The organism is Tissierella sp. (assembly GCF_032104385.1).
In the GTDB taxonomy this organism is placed as follows: Bacteria; Bacillota; Clostridia; order Tissierellales; family Tissierellaceae; genus Tissierella.
This window is the reverse complement of the sequence record NZ_DAMCHJ010000011.1, coordinates 44409-63601: the sequence shown is the minus strand read 5'-3', so window position 1 is coordinate 63601 and position 19193 is coordinate 44409. Positions and strand designations below refer to the sequence as shown.

14 protein-coding genes are annotated in these 19193 nt (G+C 30.6%); 1 reads left to right on the top strand and 13 read right to left on the bottom strand.

The features are described from left to right. On the bottom strand, positions 1–74 hold a 74-nt coding region (locus tag RT714_RS15975), incomplete at its 3' end, for a hypothetical protein (RefSeq protein ID WP_399326798.1). Position 75: 1 nt separating this feature from the next. Next, the gene (locus RT714_RS11500; protein ID WP_313757767.1) at positions 76–1179 is read right to left on the bottom strand and encodes a metallophosphoesterase; all 1104 of its coding nucleotides are present in this window, start codon (positions 1177–1179) and stop codon (positions 76–78) included. Between the two features lie 180 nt (positions 1180–1359). Here RT714_RS11500 and RT714_RS11495 point away from each other — a divergent pair, with 180 nt between their 5' ends. Next, positions 1360–2028 carry an NAD(P)H-hydrate epimerase gene (locus tag RT714_RS11495; protein WP_313757766.1) on the top strand — a complete coding sequence of 223 codons (669 nt, stop codon included), beginning with the start codon at positions 1360–1362 and terminating at the stop codon, positions 2026–2028. A 77-nt stretch (positions 2029–2105) separates the two neighbouring features. Here the strand turns inward: RT714_RS11495 and RT714_RS11490 are convergent, their stop codons facing one another. The 11 genes from RT714_RS11490 to brxC form a co-directional block, all read right to left on the bottom strand. Continuing rightward, positions 2106–2678: a hypothetical protein gene (locus tag RT714_RS11490; RefSeq protein WP_313757764.1), complete on the bottom strand. Its 573-nt coding sequence runs from the start codon at positions 2676–2678 to the stop codon at positions 2106–2108. 71 nt (positions 2679–2749) lie between these two features. Further along, a complete protein-coding gene (locus RT714_RS11485; protein ID WP_313757763.1) occupies positions 2750–3022 on the bottom strand; it encodes a WYL domain-containing protein in 273 nt (90 codons plus the stop codon). Between the two features lie 21 nt (positions 3023–3043). Next, the gene (ppdK, locus tag RT714_RS11480) at positions 3044–5671 is read right to left on the bottom strand and encodes a pyruvate, phosphate dikinase (RefSeq protein ID WP_313757762.1); all 2628 of its coding nucleotides are present in this window, start codon (positions 5669–5671) and stop codon (positions 3044–3046) included. A gap of 24 nt (positions 5672–5695) precedes the next feature. Then, positions 5696–6520, bottom strand: coding sequence for a pyruvate, water dikinase regulatory protein (locus RT714_RS11475; protein WP_313757761.1), 825 nt, complete (start codon positions 6518–6520; stop codon positions 5696–5698). A 169-nt stretch (positions 6521–6689) separates the two neighbouring features. After that, positions 6690–7052, bottom strand: a complete 363-nt coding sequence (locus RT714_RS11470) for an arsenate reductase family protein (protein ID WP_313757760.1) — start codon at positions 7050–7052, stop codon at positions 6690–6692. A 30-nt stretch (positions 7053–7082) separates the two neighbouring features. Next, the gene (locus RT714_RS11465; protein WP_313757758.1) at positions 7083–7298 is read right to left on the bottom strand and encodes a PC4/YdbC family ssDNA-binding protein; all 216 of its coding nucleotides are present in this window, start codon (positions 7296–7298) and stop codon (positions 7083–7085) included. A gap of 36 nt (positions 7299–7334) precedes the next feature. Continuing rightward, complete coding sequence (gene brxL, locus RT714_RS11460; protein ID WP_313757757.1) at positions 7335–9365, bottom strand: protease Lon-related BREX system protein BrxL; 2031 nt, start codon at positions 9363–9365, stop codon at positions 7335–7337. An 11-nt stretch (positions 9366–9376) separates the two neighbouring features. Then, the gene (pglZ, locus tag RT714_RS11455; protein ID WP_313757756.1) at positions 9377–11935 is read right to left on the bottom strand and encodes a BREX-1 system phosphatase PglZ type A; all 2559 of its coding nucleotides are present in this window, start codon (positions 11933–11935) and stop codon (positions 9377–9379) included. Between the two features lie 171 nt (positions 11936–12106). Beyond that, a complete protein-coding gene (locus RT714_RS11450; protein WP_313757755.1) occupies positions 12107–13567 on the bottom strand; it encodes an ATP-binding protein in 1461 nt (486 codons plus the stop codon). Between the two features lie 41 nt (positions 13568–13608). Then, the gene (gene pglX / locus RT714_RS11445; protein WP_313757754.1) at positions 13609–17211 is read right to left on the bottom strand and encodes a BREX-1 system adenine-specific DNA-methyltransferase PglX; all 3603 of its coding nucleotides are present in this window, start codon (positions 17209–17211) and stop codon (positions 13609–13611) included. 13 nt (positions 17212–17224) lie between these two features. Continuing rightward, a partial coding sequence (gene brxC, locus RT714_RS11440; RefSeq protein ID WP_313757752.1) for a BREX system P-loop protein BrxC occupies positions 17225–19193 on the bottom strand: 1969 nt, incomplete at its 5' end.

The window sequence follows — 19193 nt, the reverse complement described above, 5'->3', positions numbered from 1 at the left end:
ACTCCCTTATCAAACTCCAGGCTAATATCCTTTAACCCAGCAAATCTTGTACTTTCATAGGATTTAATATACATCTTATCCCCTCCTCAATAGATCATATGCAATCTGCAATGCTTCATCATCATAAGTCAAACTATTTAAAAATTCATAGGGAAAAGATCCCTTTGTGAATTCTCTTTCTATAGTAGTTTTGTTTATTTTAACCCTTAAATTGGAATCATCAACCATTAAATGAAATAAATTAGATTCTAAATTTCTATAAAAAGCATTTAAGTTTTCATAGGCTTCATTGGATATACTGCCTTTAAGACATAGACGAATGATTTTCTTATTTGGATCATCCTTCAAAGCCCATGATTCTATAGAGTTTAAATCTTCATCAGAATTTAATTCAAATTCTTGGTCGAAAAATCTATATTTCCCTGTAGGTATTTTATCACCAACTATTTTTTCATCATTTATAGTTATGAACCAAGCATTGCCTTCATCCTTGTAATCCAATCCATCCGGCTCCGGTGTACCTGCATTAAATATTTTATTATCTAATATTTTATCTTTAAATGGATACATAAGATGAGTATGCCCTAGCAACCATAAGTTTGTGGGTATGAAACTTAACTCATTTATCCCCATATAATAATAATTACCCTCAATATCAGGAGAAAGTCCTTCTAAGGCTCCATGGGCAACTCCTATATGATATTTACCTGTTTGTGCTAATCCTTCCTCCTTAATCCACCCTAAACCATTCTCACTTGAATGTTTGTTATGGCAAGGTGCTGGATATATAACTACGTCTAAATCATAATTATTTAAAAAATAATGCTTCTTTTCATTTAATAAAACTATTTTTTCACTTGGTATTTTAGTAAACTCGCGCCATAAATCTATCATACCATTATCATAATCATGATTTCCAGGTAAGACTAATACACAACCTCCATTAAACTTGTCCAAAATCTTTACAGTTCTATTTATATCTTTTTTAGATACTTGTATTGTATTAAATAAATCTCCTGCAATAACAAATAAATCTGTATTTAATTCATTTGATTTTATTATCATATTTTCTAAAGCCAAAAATCTGGCTTCACATAAGTTTTCTCTTATTTCATCTGCATAATTATTGAATTTCATTCCTAAGTGAATGTCCCCTGTGTGAAAAATCTTAAGTTCCATAATATCCCCCCATTTTTTAGAAGAAAGTTATATTGATTTACTAGCTATCATAATGTCTTCCACTTCTATTATATAACTATACATTATAATAATGAAGTAGAAAACCAAATATCCTAAATTATATATTGTTGATACCACTTTTCATAAGATATATAATAGTCTTGAAAGGAGTGTTTTTTTATGATTACTATTAGCTGTAATGAAATGAAGGCTATGGACTCTTATGCCATAGAAAATATTTGCATCCCTAGCATAGTTCTTATGGAAAACGCTGCAATAAAAGTAATCAATAATATGGGTTTAGATAAAATAACAAATTTCACTGTAATATGCGGAGTTGGTAATAATGGTGGAGATGGTTTAGCTATAGCTCGTCATCTTATATTAAATGAAAAGAAAGTAGATATATTTATTATTGGTAATTTAGATAAAGGAACTAAAGATTTTAATATTAATTTAAATATACTTAAAAATATGGAAATAAAATTTATTAATATTAATAATAGTGAAATGGAACTTGAAACTCTTAAGAAATCCTTATTAAAAAATGACTTAACTATAGATTCCATATTTGGAATTGGACTTACTAGAGAAGTAGGCGGCATATTTAAAGAAGTAATTTCTTTTATTAACAATTATTCCAATAACATTCTTTCAGTTGATATTCCTTCTGGATTAGATGGAGATAATGGAAAAGTCCTTGGCATATCTGTTAAAGCAAATAAGACTGTTACCTTTCATTTAATGAAGAAAGGATTGTTAAAAGGAAAAGATTATGCTGGTGAAGTAATAGTGGAACCTATTGGGATTCCTGAAAAGGCTACTATGGCCATATTGAAAAGGGAATAATAATTACAATATCTCTTTTAATATATCAGAAAAATCAAAGCCATTAATACATTGATGTTTTAATGGCTTAATTTAATCTATAATTTAATATCAAAAAACTTACCTTTATCTTTTTCTAATACATCTTTAATGATATCTCTATTTTCTTTGATATCTTTATTATTATAGTTTAGTTCAGCTTTATTTACTGCTTCTATTAGATATTCTCCGTATTTTATATCACCTTTATCAGAAATTATCCTTGCTTCCACTTTTGCCTCTAATATAATATCCCTAGCCTCTTTTTCTGACTTTGCATTTTTTAGTCTGCTTTCGATTTCTTCACGTCTTCGATTTGCCATTTCAGCTTTTCTTAATTTTTCAGGATCAATTTCCATAATCTTAGCTTTTTCTTCTTCTGTAAGTTTTTCACCTCTTGCAATCTTCTTTGCAATCTTATCTGCAATGATATCATCTCTAATTTTCTTACTCATGATAGATGCAATACTGCCACCATCATCTATCTTTTTATCTTTATTTTGGGTCATAGTAAATCCAAATACATTTTGTCCTGATGTAATGTTTTTACTGTTCCAAGGTTTAAAGCCTTTGATTTGTTTATTATTTTGCATAAAGTTACTAATTGTAAATTGAGTTCTTTCTATCTTCACACTATCACTCCCTCTCACATTCCGCTTTAACTATATATTATATATCGGCAGAGAATAGTGTAGATTAAAATTTATATTTTATTTTCATATTCAACTATATCAAAATCTTTATATTTCTCAATACCAATGGCATCTTCATCAGATATTCTTGCTTCTCCCATTTTATCCACCCTAAAGCTAACTATTTTATCGTATCTTTCATAATATCCTACTAAATAATATTTCTCATTTGCCCAGTTAAGTGAATATGGAATAACCCTGTAGATTTCTCCGTCTCTCCTTGGTACAAAATCTTTATCTACATCATCATTACTAAATAGAAATAGTCTAATAAATACTTTCATATTTATTAGACTATTTTTTATTTATCTTGGACTATTTATTTCTGCTTGTGCTGCTGCTAATCTTGCTATTGGTATTCTGAAAGGTGAACAGCTTACATAGTTAAGACCTAACTTATGACAAAACTCAACTGAATTTGGTTCTCCACCATGCTCCCCACATATTCCTAATTTTAATTTTGAATTAGCCTTTCTACCATATTCTATGGCAATCTCCATTAATTTACCTACACCATCTATATCTATAGCCTGAAAAGGATCTTTTTCAAAAATTCCCTTTTCTATATATTCATTTAGGAACTTTCCTGCATCATCTCTTGAAAATCCAAATCCCATTTGAGTTAAATCATTAGTTCCAAAGCTAAAGAATTCAGCCTCACTAGCTATTTCATCTGCAGTTATTGCTGCTCTTGGAACTTCAAGCATTGTACCTATCATATATTTAACTATATTATTTCTTTCCTCAAATACAAGATTTATTTCTTCTATAATTTCATTTTTTACATATTTTAATTCATTTACATGTCCAATTAATGGAATCATAATTTCTGGGTAAATATCATTATATCCCTTCTCTTTAATATCTATTGCTGCTTCCATTATTGCTCTTACCTGCATCCTATATATTTCTGGATAAGTTACAGCTAATCTACATCCCCTATGCCCTAGCATTGGATTAAATTCAGCTAATTCTTCTACTCTGTCTTTTAAATCATTGAAACTTACATTCATAGCCTCAGCTAATTCTCTTATATCTTCATCCTTATTTGGTAAGAATTCATGTAGTGGAGGATCTAAAAATCTCACTGTAACTGGTTTTTCTCCCATGACTTCATAAAGTTCATAGAAGTCCTGTCTCTGTACTGGTAAAAGTTCAGCTAAAGCTGATTTTCTTTCTTCTAAACTAGTGGCAAGAATCATTTTTCTTACAGATGTAATTCTACTTTCTTCAAAGAACATATGCTCAGTTCTACATAGTCCAATACCTTCAGCACCAAATTCTAAGGCTTGGGCTGCATCCTTTGGATTATCAGCATTAGTCCTAACTCCCATAGTCCTTATTTCATCTACCCATTTCATAAACTCTCCAAAGCTCCCACTTAAAGTTGGTTGTACCTTTTCTATATCTCCTTTATATACAGTTCCAGTGCTTCCATCTAAAGAAAGAAAGTCTCCCTCATTAAATATTAAATCCTTAGTTCTCATTGTCCTCATATCTTCATTGACTCTTATTTCACTACATCCAGCAACACAACATTTACCCATACCTCTTGCAACTACTGCAGCATGAGAGGTCATCCCTCCACGAGCTGTAAGAATTCCTTCTGCTGCAACCATCCCTTCTATATCTTCTGGAGAAGTTTCTTGTCTGACTAAAATTGTCCTCTCTCCTCTTTCCTTAGCTTTTACTACATCATCTGCATGAAAATATATCTTTCCTGATGCTGCTCCTGGAGATGCAGCTAATCCTTTAGCTACTACCACAGATTCCTTTAAAGTCTTTTCTTCAAAAGTGGGATGTAGTAGTTGATTTAATTGGTTTGGCTCCATTCTCATAATTGCCTCTTCTTTACATATTAAGCCTTCATGTACTAAGTCTACTGCTACCTTGATTCCTGCTTGGGCAGTTCTTTTACCATTTCTAGTTTGAAGTATATAAAGCTTACCATTTTCTATTGTAAATTCTATATCTTGCATATCCTTATAATGTTTTTCCAATATATGAGTTATACTTACAAACTCATCATATACATTTGGCATAATATCTTTCAGATGAGATATTTCCTCTGGAGTTCTAATACCTGCAACTACATCTTCTCCTTGAGCATTTATTAAGTATTCGCCAAATAAGTGGTTTTCACCTGTAGCAGGATTTCTTGTAAAAGCTACCCCTGTACCTGATGTATCTCCCATATTACCAAATACCATGGACTGAACATTAACTGCAGTTCCTAGATTGTCTGCTATATTATGAAGTTTTCTATATACCTTAGCTCTTGGATTATTCCATGATTCAAATACAGCTTTAATGGAAAGTTCCAGTTGTTTCATAGGATCTTCTGGGAATTCTTCATTTAATTCATTTAAGTAAATTTCCTTATACTTTTTTACTAAAATTTTTAAATCCTCTGCATTTAAGTCTGTATCCTCTGTTATTTTTTTATTTTCTTTCATATCTTCAAGTAAGGAGTCAAATCTTACCTTCGGAATACCCATGGCTACATCTGCAAACATTTGAATAAATCTTCTATAACTATCATAAGCAAATCTTTCATTTCCTGTTGAATTTGCTAATCCCTTTACTGATATATCATTTAATCCTAGATTAAGTATAGTATCCATCATTCCCGGCATTGAAAAAACGGCTCCTGATCTTACAGAAACCAATAATGGATTATTTTCATCTGAAAAACTCTTACCAACTCTTTTCTCTAACTCCTTCAACTGCCCATGTATCTCATTTAATAATTCCTTCCACAATACTTTACCTTCATCATAGTAGCGTATGCATGCAGCTGTGGTAATAGTAAAACCAGAAGGTACTGGAAGACCAATATTGGTCATCTCAGCTAAATTGGCACCCTTTCCTCCTAATAGGCTCTTCATTTCCTTCTTGCCTTCACTAAAACTATAGACATATTTGTTTTCCATTTCTTACTCCCCTTTCTAAACTCTTTATCCACCAAAATTTATGCCGTTTTTTCTAAGTAAGAATAATATTATTTCAGATGTTTCTTCTATTGCCTTATGAGAAACATCTATAACTGGACAACCAATCTTTTTCATAATTCTATCTGCATATTCTAATTCATCTAATATTCTTTCCAAACTTGAATAATTAGAACCACCTGATAATCCTAAAGCCTTTAACCTCTCTTCTCTTATTTCATTTAGCTTTTCTGGAGAATTTGTAAGCCCTATAATTTTTTTTGCTGGTATTTGAAATAGTTCCTTGGGTGGCTCAACCTCTACTACTAAAGGAATATTAGCAACCTTTATGTTTTTATTAGCTAGATACATACTTAGAGGCGTCTTAGATGTTCTCGATACTCCAATTAGTACTAGATCTGCATCGATTAGCCCCCGTGGATCCTTGCCATCATCATATTTAACAGCAAATTCAATAGCAGCCACTCTTTCAAAATAGGTTTCATCTAACCTTCTTATAGCTCCAGGTTCTCTTGCAGGTTCAAGTTTTAAAATTTTACTCATTTGATTTATTAAGGGACTAATTAGATCTATAGTTAAAAGATTTGTATCCTTAGAATATTCTTTTATAAATTCAATTAATTTTTCATCCACTAAAGTATATATCAAGATAGAATTACTTGTAAGGGATGCTTCTATAAGAATTTCCTTTAATACATTTAATTCTTGCACATATGAAAATCTTTTAATCTCATAATTATCGGTTTTAAACTGAGAGATAGCAGCTCTAGTTACTAACGTAGCAGTTTCTCCCAATGAATCCGACAGGATAAATATTTTAATGTCTCCCAATTTCTCTCCTCCCTTAATAGAAAATTCAAACTTTTCAATATATATATACCCATACTTGCGGGCATAATAATTAGTTATTTTATTTTTATAAATATCTTTATCTCTATGGTCCATGAGATCTCACTCATATACATCCATAATTTAAATATTCTTTTACTAGACTATTTTTTTACTTGATACACAGATTATTTTCCCATTCCTCTGCCTTAAAACCAACTAAAACAACTTCTTCACCTATAATAATAGGTCTTTTGACAAGCATACCATTAGTTGCTAAAAGTTTAATTTTCTCATCATCAGACATATCAACTAACTTGTCCTTTAACCCTAACTCCTTATATATATTTCCACTTGTGTTAAAAAATCTCTTAATAGGATAATGGCTTTTTCCTATCCATTCCCTTAGTTCATCTTCTCTAGGATTGTTTTCCTTAATATTTCTTTCTTCATACTTTATATTATTTTCATCTAGCCATTTCCTAGCTTTGTTACAAGTGCTACATTTTGGATAACATAAAAATAAATATTTCATTTTTCTCTTGTCACCTTTCTTTTTGTAATCTTATAATACTTTATCTAATGCATCTTTTAATAATTTTGCTTCTTCATCTGTAAGAGTAGTTCCTTTACCCATTTTACCTTCTTCATGATTCCAATCTCTAATATCAAACTTTGCTGGTCTATCGTTCCAGCTTACTTTATTTAATTCCTTAGTCCAGTTACCTTTTTCTGAAAGTACTGCTATCTTCTCTGTAATTTCGTATTTTATTTCTGCCATTTTGTTGCCTCCTTATATATTTAAAATAACATTTCCCTAGTCCGCTCCTAAAGCCTTAAATACAGCATCTATTGGATCAGCATAAAAAATAGGTTGAACTTTTATCAATAAGTCCACTGGTACTGTTTGATAATCTACTACTGAAGTTGCTGGAATAAGAACTTTCTTGGCTCCTGCATCTACGCATACTTGAAGTACATTAGCAAACTCTTCAATTTTAGATATAGTCCCTCCAACAGTCATATCACCTAGAACAACTAAGCTCTCTAAAACAGATCTATCTAAAGCTCCAGAACAAAGTCCTATAATTTCAGCAATAGCTAATTCATTAGTCAGTCCAATCCCTTGCAAATCAGATATATGCATAAGATAATCCTTAGTTTTAGTACTAATAGTAGAGCTAATACTTTTAGAATTAGCAGTAAAATATCTAAAAGCAGTATCTAAAGATTCTTTAGCTCCTCTATTAGTCCCAACTCCTGACTTATCAAACCTTCCACTACCTGATACTACTTGGTTTTCCAATTTATATACCCCTATCATTCCAGAATCAGCATGTCCTACAGTATATACATGACCCGGCTTATCCAATCCTTCTGGTATAAGTTTGCTACCACCTTGTTCAGGTACTGAAACATATTCTTCACTCATATCATCCCGATCTATATATGAAAAATGAACATCATAAAACTCCATTCCGCCTATCTTCTTTAATTGTTCCTTGACCCTTCTCCTACCTTCTAAAGCAATTTTAAGTATTTCCTCTATATCTTCTTTAGAATATTCTTCATGGGGATACAATAACTTCACTAGCCCAGATACAGTCTTTCTAACTGCAATTACATCCCTTTGGTTTAAATTATTTCCAAGTTTAAAATACTTATCATAGGCATCCCCAAAGGATCTCTTCCTCATTTCCCTAAAATATTCAGCCATATAATCTACAATAAAACCATAAAAGTCAGTAAAAAATTCTGGCCTCATTTTAGGAATCTCCCAGCCAGGTATATAATAGTGCATACGATCAAAAAAAGCACTATCATTAGCCATCTCTTCAGGGAATGGTGCAAACAAATGAGAAGTCTTTATTAGGTTGTCTAGGCTTTGATTAATATTACCTACAAATACCATAGAAGCAGAAGCATTCTTTTCTTCTTTACCTCTAGCAAAAGATCCCGAAGCCATAAAATCTTTCATTATTTGAATACCATCTTTATCTTTAAATCTAATTCCAGCTACTTCATCAAAAGCTACTGTATCCCATAGTCCTACAAGTCCTATCTTTCTAGTTGACATATTATAAAACAAATTTGCAACTGTAGATTGTCCACCCGAGACCAAAATACTATTGGGAGATATCTCCTTATATACATGGGACTTTCCAGTTCCCCTAGGTCCTAGTTCACAAACATTATAATTATTTTCTACAAGTGGAACTAGGCGAAGCAATAAATGCCATTTAACTCTATCTTCTAGTTGTGTAGGTTCCATACCAGTAGATCTAACAAGTACATCTATCCATTCATCTTTTGTGAAATTTTTTCTACCTTCAATTATTTCATTAATGTCCATATTTGGCATTTGAATTGGTTTTAGATTACTAACTATAAATGGCATTTTAGTTTTTACTTCTTCATCATAAAAGTAATCCATTTTCAAAATACACCAAATCCCACCAGATAAAAGCTTGTCATACTCCTTTGCATAATTTCCAGAAATAGGAACACCTTTTAATCCTAAGTTAGAAAACTCAGCCTCATATCTATCGGCTACATAATTAAGAGATACTGTAACCTTATCAATTATGGTATATTGTCCAATTTCCTTAATCTTTGATTTAACTTTTTCAGCTTCATCTGGTCGTACAAAGTTATCCATTAAAATAGCCTTAACTCTTTTTATGCCTTCTTCAATACTTTCCTCATCATCAGTAGCACAATACATACCAAGTAAATATTCAAGAACATATACTGGAACATTGGCTCCTTCTTTAATAAGTTTAGTTAAATCTTTTCTCACAACTCGTCCTGCAAAATAGGTATTTAGTTTTTTATCTAAATCTAGCATATTCCTACCCCCTAGAAATCAAAATCCGATTTTATTCCTAAGTTAATATTAAAATAAATTCTATCATACTCGACATTAGTCTCTGCATCCTTAATAAGTAGATAATATTCCTTATTTCTATCGTAATCTAAAGGCTTTAAGATAAATCTAATGCTCATAGTCCTATCTTCAGGATTATCAGATACTTTATCGCCTAATAATATCTCCTCGTTTGATATTATCTCTTCCTTATCATCTACCATATATACCTTAACACTACAGGGAGTTATCTTTCCTCCAACTTTTTCTGTTTGGAAGAAATTTAGAGTAAATATACTATTTGTTATTCTTCTAATAGTATTAGTAAGTTTAATCTTAGTTTTCTCAGGTTTTACTACATTGGATTGTCCTGATCTCTTATCCTTATATAATATTAATGGTACAACTACCTCTTGTAATGATGCTCCACCATGAACAAAATTAGCCCCTGCACCTTGAGTCTTAAATCTAATATTAGCCTTTGGAATATATACATTTAACTTAGATTCTTCACCAAATGTATCTTTCATAGAGAACCTAAGAAGTCCGTCTATATCTCTATTTTCTTCACTTATCATATATCTTCTTTTGCTTTCAATAGGACTAAGAGCTTCTTTAGATATTTTATCAACTTCTTCAAGTTTTTCTCTCTGATAAATAAAACCATGGTCAGAAGTAATAAATATATTGGTTGCTGATAAATGTCCTCTTAAAGAATTAATCAACCTTAGTAATTCTTCAATAGCAGTTTCTGTACTATCAAATGCCTTAATTTCTGTAGTAGCATCATCTCCAATAGCATCAATAGTATCATGATAAATATAGTTTAATCTTTTTCCTTTGTAAAACTCTCTTAATTCATCTCTATTCATTGCTATATAATTTTTATAATCTATTGCAGTACTCTCTTCAGTTATATTAGCTAATATTTGATTTCGTCCTTCCATATTACCTGAGTTTATCTTATCTACATAAACAAACCCATTATCTCTTAATTCTATATCTCTATAAGGTAATAGCCTTGCCATACCTAATTTTGTATTAGTTGGCAGTCCTGCTAACAATGAATTTAACTCTGTACTTCCTAAACTTTCAGCATCTAATTTGTCACATAATTCTGCCGCTACTTCATACCTTAATGCATCAGAAATTATAACAAATAACCTATCTCCATCATTAATTCTTGAATGGATAAATCTATCATAAAAGTCCCTTTGTTTTATTGTCCCAGGAATATCCCATATATCTTTTATATTCTTAGAAATACTTTCAGACCAGTTATAACTTAACTCAGTCATAAACCAGTTAGTATAAATACCTTCCACCATATCTCTTAACTTTTGTAACATTTGACTACTGCTATTCTTATCAAAGGCAATATAAAACTTTCTATAGTAAGAATCCATTAAATAATATCTATCTACATAGGATTTAATCATATACTGTGGTAGTTCTATTGGGATAGTTTGATACTCTTTCTTAAATTCAAACATCTTTACAGTATTAAATAATCCTTCATAGATATATTTATATTTATCATAAAAATGCTTTGATTTCCTAAGCCTCAAAAGCTTTCCATATTCATCAAAGTCTTCAAGTTTGTTTTCCAACGCATCTACAATATAAAGAATAATTGCCTTATCTATAGATGGGAAAATATCTATAGTTCTAATATCATCTATACCCAGGGATTGTAATGTTCTAGAAAACATTATTTCATCCTCTATTTCCTCAGCATATTTATCATATATTTCATAATCTGTTTTGTGATTCATCCATCTGTCAATAAATATTGCACAATTACTTATACCTCTTTCAGCAATAAAACTTTTAAAAGGGACTAATTTTTCAGGCTCTATAAAAGTACTCATAGTTGAGATCATTAAATGAATTAGAAGTTGTTTAAGTGATTTGTTTTCTCCTCTATAACCATAATTTTTATATACATATTCCCAAAACTTTTCCATATCAAAAAAACTATCTATTTGCTTAAGATATTTATTCTCTTCATCTACTAAACTCTCCATTAAAATAGATCTAAGAGAATCTTCAAAACTTGAAGTTCTTTGGTTGGTGAGAACTGAAATTATTCCTATATATATATTCTCTTCAGTGTATTTTTCAATATTATATGAAGAAAATCTTTCTCGTCTACTTTCAGCTCTAAAAAACTTTTTATTATCTAAAACAATTTTACGTAATTCCTCTGGAATACCTAGGTCTCTACAGTATATAGATACTTCATCTGCATAAAAAACTGTAGAATATAGTATATTATCAAGAAGCCAGTTATCATTATTTTCCCCAAGACTTTCTTGAGTATATATTAAATAATTGAACTCCATATCTTCTACTTCTAGAAGATACTTTGTTTTAAAATAATTTTTTTCATGTAATATATGTTTTTTTACATTATCAATTTCAATACTGTTAAATTCATCTTCAAAAGCCTTGTCCACATCCTGCCAATATACAATCTTTCTTTTTTCACCCTCTCTAAGTGGAGAATGAAAAATCTCCACCAAAGATGTTTTTATCCCTTCAGTGCTCATTGGATCACCTCTTTTTAGTATACACGTCAAAACCTCTGCAAGTTACCAGCAAGTTAAAATAATTAATTGATTAATTCCCTAGAGTCATTGAAATAACTGAACTTTCATTAATATTTCTTAAGAATAAATCACATGATAATTCATATTTATGCAAGTTACCAGCAAGTTAAATTATGCCCAGAAAGGAACATACTTTAAATGCTTCGGTGCTGTGTTTGGATCCAAAGCTTTAATCATATCTGCAATTATTGCATCTTTAATAATTCTAGAAACACTAGACATACTCTTTTCTTCTAATCCGAATCTTTGCCTTAGTGTAGAGTTTGTCATGTATTCTCTAGTTACATACTTAAGGCAAGCATGTAGATAACACGCTCTTATTTTATCCTCTTTGCTCATATCCTTAAATGGAATATGAGAGAATAAAATAACTTTTGTATGTTCTTCCGTTACCTCAATTATTGGTGCTGGTAATTGATAAAATTCAGTTTCAAATACTACCTTGTCAAATCCACTTCCTCTTTCTTCACATACACCTATTCTCCTCATAAAAGAAGCCAGAGCTTCGTTTCTAGATTTAGGCGGAGTATCAATAAATCTATAAGGACTAACTAATGGTATCCCAGGATTAGTAATTTCCATTCTATCTGAAAATATCTCTATCATTGGTCCTGTTCCTCTAATTGAAAAATCTTGATGAATTATAGCATTAGCAACTAATTCTCTAACAGCTAACTCCGGATACATAGGAAATTCTTTTCTCAGTGCTTGACCTATGACCTCATTTCTTGGTAATAAATTATTAATAAATTCAATTAACCCTTCAAATCCTGAAGCATATCCTTTTGCTCCTTCTTGTTCCCTAATAGTTTCGATGCGACTATTTCCTTTATATTGAATAACTCTTACTGATTTTCTCTTAAGTAATTTAAAATCTGATAATTTCTTAGCAAATAATATAGCGCCTAAATTTGAAATATCCCATTTTCCTGCATCATTTTTAATAATCATATTTTCTTCACTAAGTTTTTCAATAATTTTAGATCTATCTTCCGGTAATGGTAATCCCAATAAATCAAAATACTTAGGATAATCTAATAAATTCAATACTTCTGTTTCTTCTAAGTGTTCTATAGCTACCATTTCCTCAAAATGAACACTATCAAATATTCTCCATAGCTCTCTCTCCATCTCCGGAAAATCCTTTAATAACTTTTTATATGTTCCAACTCTAATATATTCACTACCTTTAAACTGAACTGGCCTATTTGAAGCTTTTTCTATTTCTAAAACAACAACGTCTTTAAAATCCATCTGAAACTCATAAAATCTAAAGTAAATTTTAGGAGACAATAATCTTAAAAGCCAATTTTCAAGTTCCTCATTGCCTGTTTTAGTAGATCCAGGTTTAAAGGTTGTGCCCACTATATCATGAGTTTCATTATTTATACCCCATATCATATAAGCATGAGATTTTCCTTTAATTGTAGCTGAATTACTTAATGCAGAAATATATTCACCAATTTCATCCGGTTTATCATTATTGATCTTAAATTCAACCCATTCTGTTTCATTGGATAAAGAACATAATTCTATTACTAAGCTTTTTAAATATTCAATTGATCTTATCACTATTACCACACCTATTCCTTAAGTATTTCCGTGTCGAATCCCTATATTTTCTGTACTAATCCTTCAAATATTTCATAATTTACCTTTACTCCATCATCTAAATCTATCTCTATCATCTTATCTGCCATATGGTGTAATACCTCATCATAAGCTTTTAATTCTGCTATTTTCTTTTCTAGATCTTTTAATTCTTTTTCGTATCCTCTTTTTTCTTTAGGAGTAGTATCAACATCTTTTATCTTTTCAACTAAAGTTTGTTTCTCAGCATCAAATCTTGATTGAAGAACATGAAGATAGTCTGTTCTTATTCTAGCCAAAGTAGTACTATCATATCTATGAATGTAAATTAAAGCATTGAAAGCCTTTTCCTTACCCGAAGTAAATAGCCAGTATATTGGACGCTTTTTATATATTTGAACATGATTTTTATAGAAATCATTTAAGAAATATCTCCTTATAGTTTCTCTTGGTAATTCATTGTTTCTTAATCCCAGAGATTCAGCTATAAATTTTAGATTTTCATTTAAGTTTTCTTCTCCAAAAGAAACTTTCATAAAATCTATAAACCTAGTCACTATATCCTCTGGAAAGTACTGTGGATCATTAATTGGAATTATATTATCCATAGTTACATCTATAGAAGATCTTTCCCAACCTCTAGATGTATTAATTCTCACTTCTCCATCTCCTATCTTAAACTTATCCTTAAAATCTCCACCTGCATAAATTAAACCTTCTTCATCTAAAGAATATCTACCAAAGGTGCATCCTACTGCATAGGAAAGGAAGGATTCTATGGCTTGTTTTCGATCTATTGTATAAGAATTCTTCTTATCTTCCTCTGTTTTTTCATCAACTACTTTAGTTATGGTAATATCTTTATCTTCTACTTCTGGAGTTAATTCATCCTGTAATCCATAGATTTCTATGAAGATACAATTTAATTCTTCTTCATTAGACTTAAGTTGGTTGAATTGGGAATGGGTGAACCTTTTCCAGTTGTTGAAGGATTGTTCAATTGTATTATCTTCTCTTTCTAATTCTCCATTCTCAATTCTCAATCCTCCATTAATCATTGGGTGTTTTTTGAAATCCCATGAGTTTTCGAAGGAGTCCCAATCAGTTTTGGAAATTGAAATGTTTTCTTTCACTAATTTATCAACGTAATCTGTTATTAATCTCCTATTAAATGGAAGTGTATAAACATCATTTACAGTTGTGCTTAAAGTAGGATTCAATATTTTTAATATATAATCTGATACCTTGGAATTTAACATACCAAGGGCTTTATAATCTAATGAAAAGTCATGATTAAATATTGTTGGAGCAGCAGAACTATATATTAATTCCTTTCTTTTAATTCTAAAACTTGTAGTTGTAGATGTAAGTGACCATGTTATCCCTGACTTATTCCAATATTTTTTATTCAATAATCCACCATGAGATTCATATACCTTTTTAGCTTCTTCAGACCAATCTACGACAAACAACTCGTTACCATAATATTTTCTATAATCTCCACCTTTTGCATAAAGAGCCCATTTTGGAGTTTTTTGTATCTCCCAATGATACTTAACATATTTCTCATCATCATGTGTCTTATTTCTGCCTCCCGAAATAAATATATCTTTTATTAAATTGCTGCTAAATAGTTCTGGCTTTTGTAACCAATATGCGATAGGGATCCCCGGTATCAATTCATACCTATCCGTCTTAGAAGTATATCTATATTCTACATTATCATCTCTAACTGCCTCCAAAGTCTTTTCTTCTTTCATATCAGCATTATTATAATCCACCAACCTAATATAAGTCCCCTTATATTCACTTAACCTAATCTTCCTATTTACAAAAGCGGCACTCTGTACTACCTCTCCACCAATTTCCTCAAATGCCCTGGGTCCTAAATGCAACATAGTATCTATAGTTCTATTTTCAAGCAATCTTTCTCTATACTTCTCAAAACTAGATAGAAACATCCAGCTATGTTGGTTTATCATAGCCATATATCCCTTGGACTTTACTAGGCGTTCATCTAATTCCATAAATACAGCGAATAAATCTGCCTTTGTATCTGGATATTCTTTCTTTACAAATTCGGATAACTTAGGATTCATTCCTTTACTTCCCATATAAGGCGGGTTTGTTACATATACATCATATTTATCACTCATTATTTTAGCCTGCTTTACTAAGTCAGGTATTATATCAAGTATTCTATCCCTATATCGAAGTTCAAAGACATCCTCTGGTGCGACCTTACTTAATTCTTCCAATCTTTTTTCTATTAAATCAAAACTTATCCTATTGACTTTAAGTATTGATCCGTATTCCTTTGCATCATGGAATACATCTATTAGATATTCTAGATCATTTTCAACTACTTGCTTTTCCATCTCTAAGGATTTAGATCTTAGAAAATATTTAATAGCCTCTTTAGGGAAATCATTGCTTTCCTTTATAGAGATTATATTTACATTTACTGGTTCATTGAAAAATCTTCTACTCTTAGATCTTCCTTTCATCATCAATGCAAAATAGGCTAATTGGAATGCTCTTTCGTCTATATCTATTCCATATAGGTTCTTCTCTATTATTAATTTTGGTATTTCTTGAGCAATATAACCTTCAGACAAGTAGATATCATAGAGCACCTCAAAGGCATAGACTAGTATATGGCCTGAACCCATTGCCGGGTCTATTACTTTTATATCTTCTACCTTTAGTTTTTTAGTTTCTCCTTTTAATTTTTCTAGTTCTTTTTTTACTTCTTCCTCTTGTTCTACTTCTTCTATATAGTATTTCCAATTATCTTTCAGTTCTTCATTAGGATGTCCTTCTTGCCATAGTTTTCCTAATGAATTTTCCACCATATATCTTACTATCCAATGGGGTGTGAAAAGTTGTGTAGCTGGTGCTATATCATCTTTTCCTATTTTTTTATTCTTCCTTAGTCCCTCAAATACTTCATCTTTTCTTTCGGAAATATAGTATTGATATAGCCATCCTATTACCTCAACATTTTTCCAATTATCTTCTGGTATATTATTGGTATCTGTCATTACTCTTAAAAATGATCCTTCTGATAATAAACCATCTGGAAATAATAGTTCTGTATAATCTAGTATCTTTTCAAACATTAGAGGCAATATATCATTTAAAGCATTACATTGTTTTATTATCAAATACTTATACAACTTATCTATGGCATCATTGTCCTTAGATGTCCTTAGTTTATATACTAATTCCCTATCCACATCTAAATCTATATTCAATGCTTCTCTTATAATATCAGGTTCGTAGCTGCCTTCATTTTCTGAAGACAGCACCCTTACCTTAGTTGGTATATATTTATTTACCTCCATAAATCGGAGTGCAGTAAATCTATTGAACCAAGTATAAGCTACTTCTTCTATTACTTGGTTATATCCTTTTTTCTTTATTTCCTTTATTAATCTATTCCTTTGGGATCGTTCTTCTATAGTTAATTGTCTACCTTCTATAAATACTGCGTCTGAGGACTGGACTGTTTCTTTCTTTATGTTTTCTTCTGTAATCCCCAGTTGCATAGCTTTCATCTTAACTTTATCTCTTAGCTCTTTTCTAGCTTCTATGGCAAAGTTTCTTAAAGCAGATTTGTTCACCTAATCTCCCCCCTTAGTCTATGAATTCTATATCGTGTTCCTTTAATTCTCTTTTTAAAACTTTACCTAATTCTTGAAGAAATACATCTATTTGTGCTTCAGTCTTTAGATTTTTTATATTAGTTAGATCTTTTAACTTTACTTGTTTGATTTCTCTAGTCTGTACTTGCGGTGGAGTTACAGGATCTACTGGTGGTTCATATTCATCTATTTCTCTTATTATTTGTTGTTCATAGTCTGTTCTAAAGCTAAAGCTTCTAGATTTAATCCCTTCTATTTTTAAGATTTCAGTATTTGATTCAATATTATTTTTTAATCCTTTATAAATCTTTTGATAACTCTCTTTTGTAGTTTGTTTTACTCCAGGATGATCCGACATTAAATCTAGATATTTTAGATCTTCTTCTACTTGCTTTCGTGATTCTTCTTTTTTCTTATTTAAGATTTCATCGATTCCTTCATCTATTATCTTTGCATATTCTGGTATGTTTTTAATTTTTCCATAGGGCATATAATCTTCTAACACTTTGGTAAGATTATCATATGCTTCTTTTACCTTTTCATCATTTAGATAATCTGCATTTTCCTTATATAGGTTTTGTATTTTTAGTCCGTTGTCAAATATATCCTTTTGATTACTAAAGAAAGATCTTACATATGCCATATCATCTTCCCAATTTAGTAAATCATCTTCCATCTCCACTAGTTTTTTAAAGAATACTATATTATCGATATTATCTTGCAATCCTTCAAAATACTCTAAACCTTTTTCTAATAAGGATTTTCCTGGATATTTCCTTCCTTCATATCTATCTAGATAGTTATTAATTTCTGCTATTTGTTTATCTATTAATTCTCTAATATAAGATGCTAATCCATCTTCATCATCTGGTATATTTGTCTTATCCCATAATTCTTTTATTATGGCCTTAACTGATCTTAATAACTTTTCATCTATTTCCTGTCTAATGGACACTATTATCCTATCTTGTTCTGATGATTTAGTTATTATTTGTACTAGATTTGGTGTTAGGGATGTTAGGTTTTCACCTTGATATCTTAGATTGATCTTTTGATCTTTCAAAAGTGTAAGAATTATACCTAATATATCTAATTCGTTCCAACCATAGGGTTTTACACTGAAATAATCTAATACGGGTTTTACTCTTGTTTGCTTTCTCATATCATCTTCAAATTTTATATAATCATATACTTCTTTTATTGCTAAATCATTATTATTTAAAAGATTATTACCCATAGTAATTTGCTCATTATCAATGTTTAGTATATCTTGTAATTCCACTGGGCTTGTGATGAATTTCTCTATATAGGATAGTTTCGTATAGATGGATTCCGTAAGGATTTTCATTCCATTATTTATTCTTTCCTTTACAGTTCCACCTTTTACATCTACTTTTTCTCCATTAATATAGAATGTTGCATTTTTTAAAGCATATTCTATATTATCCCTTACTCTTTGTCTCCTAGGTCTTTCTTCTGATTTTTTACCAATGATGATTATTTGTTTGTTTTCTGGTAGCAGATCCATATTTAAGGTCTTTGTATATTCATTCACCCGCAATATCTCAGTTAGTTCATCTAAATAGTCTTTACTATTATCGAGCCTTATTATCATCTCACCTGTATCTTTTGTTTGCAGCATAAGATTTATCTCTGGTACATAATAACTATCTGATAAGGGTGATAAGACATTGATACCTATAGGGGCTATTTGTCTTCCATGGTCTACTTCATCCATTTTCTTGTTAAAATCGAAGTCGTAGTACCCAGAATATCTATATCTTTTGTTATCATAAAATTGATCAAAGATATATCCCCTAAGTTCTTTTTTAGTTATCCCATCATCAACCTTAGTTAGTTTGATATCTTTATTTACATCTTGCTCATCATCTGTTAGGAATATATATACATCTCCATTTTTTTGTATCAGATATTCATTAGATAATAGGCTTAAGGATCTT

Excerpts from the sequence above, each read along its gene's own strand:
- RT714_RS11470 (WP_313757760.1), bottom strand. The coding sequence starts at position 7,052 with ATGAAATATTTATTTTTATGTTATCCAAAATGTAGCACTTGTAACAAA.
- brxL (WP_313757757.1), bottom strand. The coding sequence starts at position 9,365 with ATGCTAGATTTAGATAAAAAACTAAATACCTATTTTGCAGGACGAGTT.
- RT714_RS11485 (WP_313757763.1), bottom strand. The coding sequence starts at position 3,022 with ATGAAAGTATTTATTAGACTATTTCTATTTAGTAATGATGATGTAGAT.
- RT714_RS11465 (WP_313757758.1), bottom strand. The coding sequence starts at position 7,298 with ATGGCAGAAATAAAATACGAAATTACAGAGAAGATAGCAGTACTTTCA.
- RT714_RS11500 (WP_313757767.1), bottom strand. The coding sequence starts at position 1,179 with ATGGAACTTAAGATTTTTCACACAGGGGACATTCACTTAGGAATGAAA.
- RT714_RS11495 (WP_313757766.1), top strand. The coding sequence starts at position 1,360 with ATGATTACTATTAGCTGTAATGAAATGAAGGCTATGGACTCTTATGCC.
- ppdK (WP_313757762.1), bottom strand. The coding sequence starts at position 5,671 with ATGGAAAACAAATATGTCTATAGTTTTAGTGAAGGCAAGAAGGAAATG.
- pglZ (WP_313757756.1), bottom strand. The coding sequence starts at position 11,935 with ATGAGCACTGAAGGGATAAAAACATCTTTGGTGGAGATTTTTCATTCT.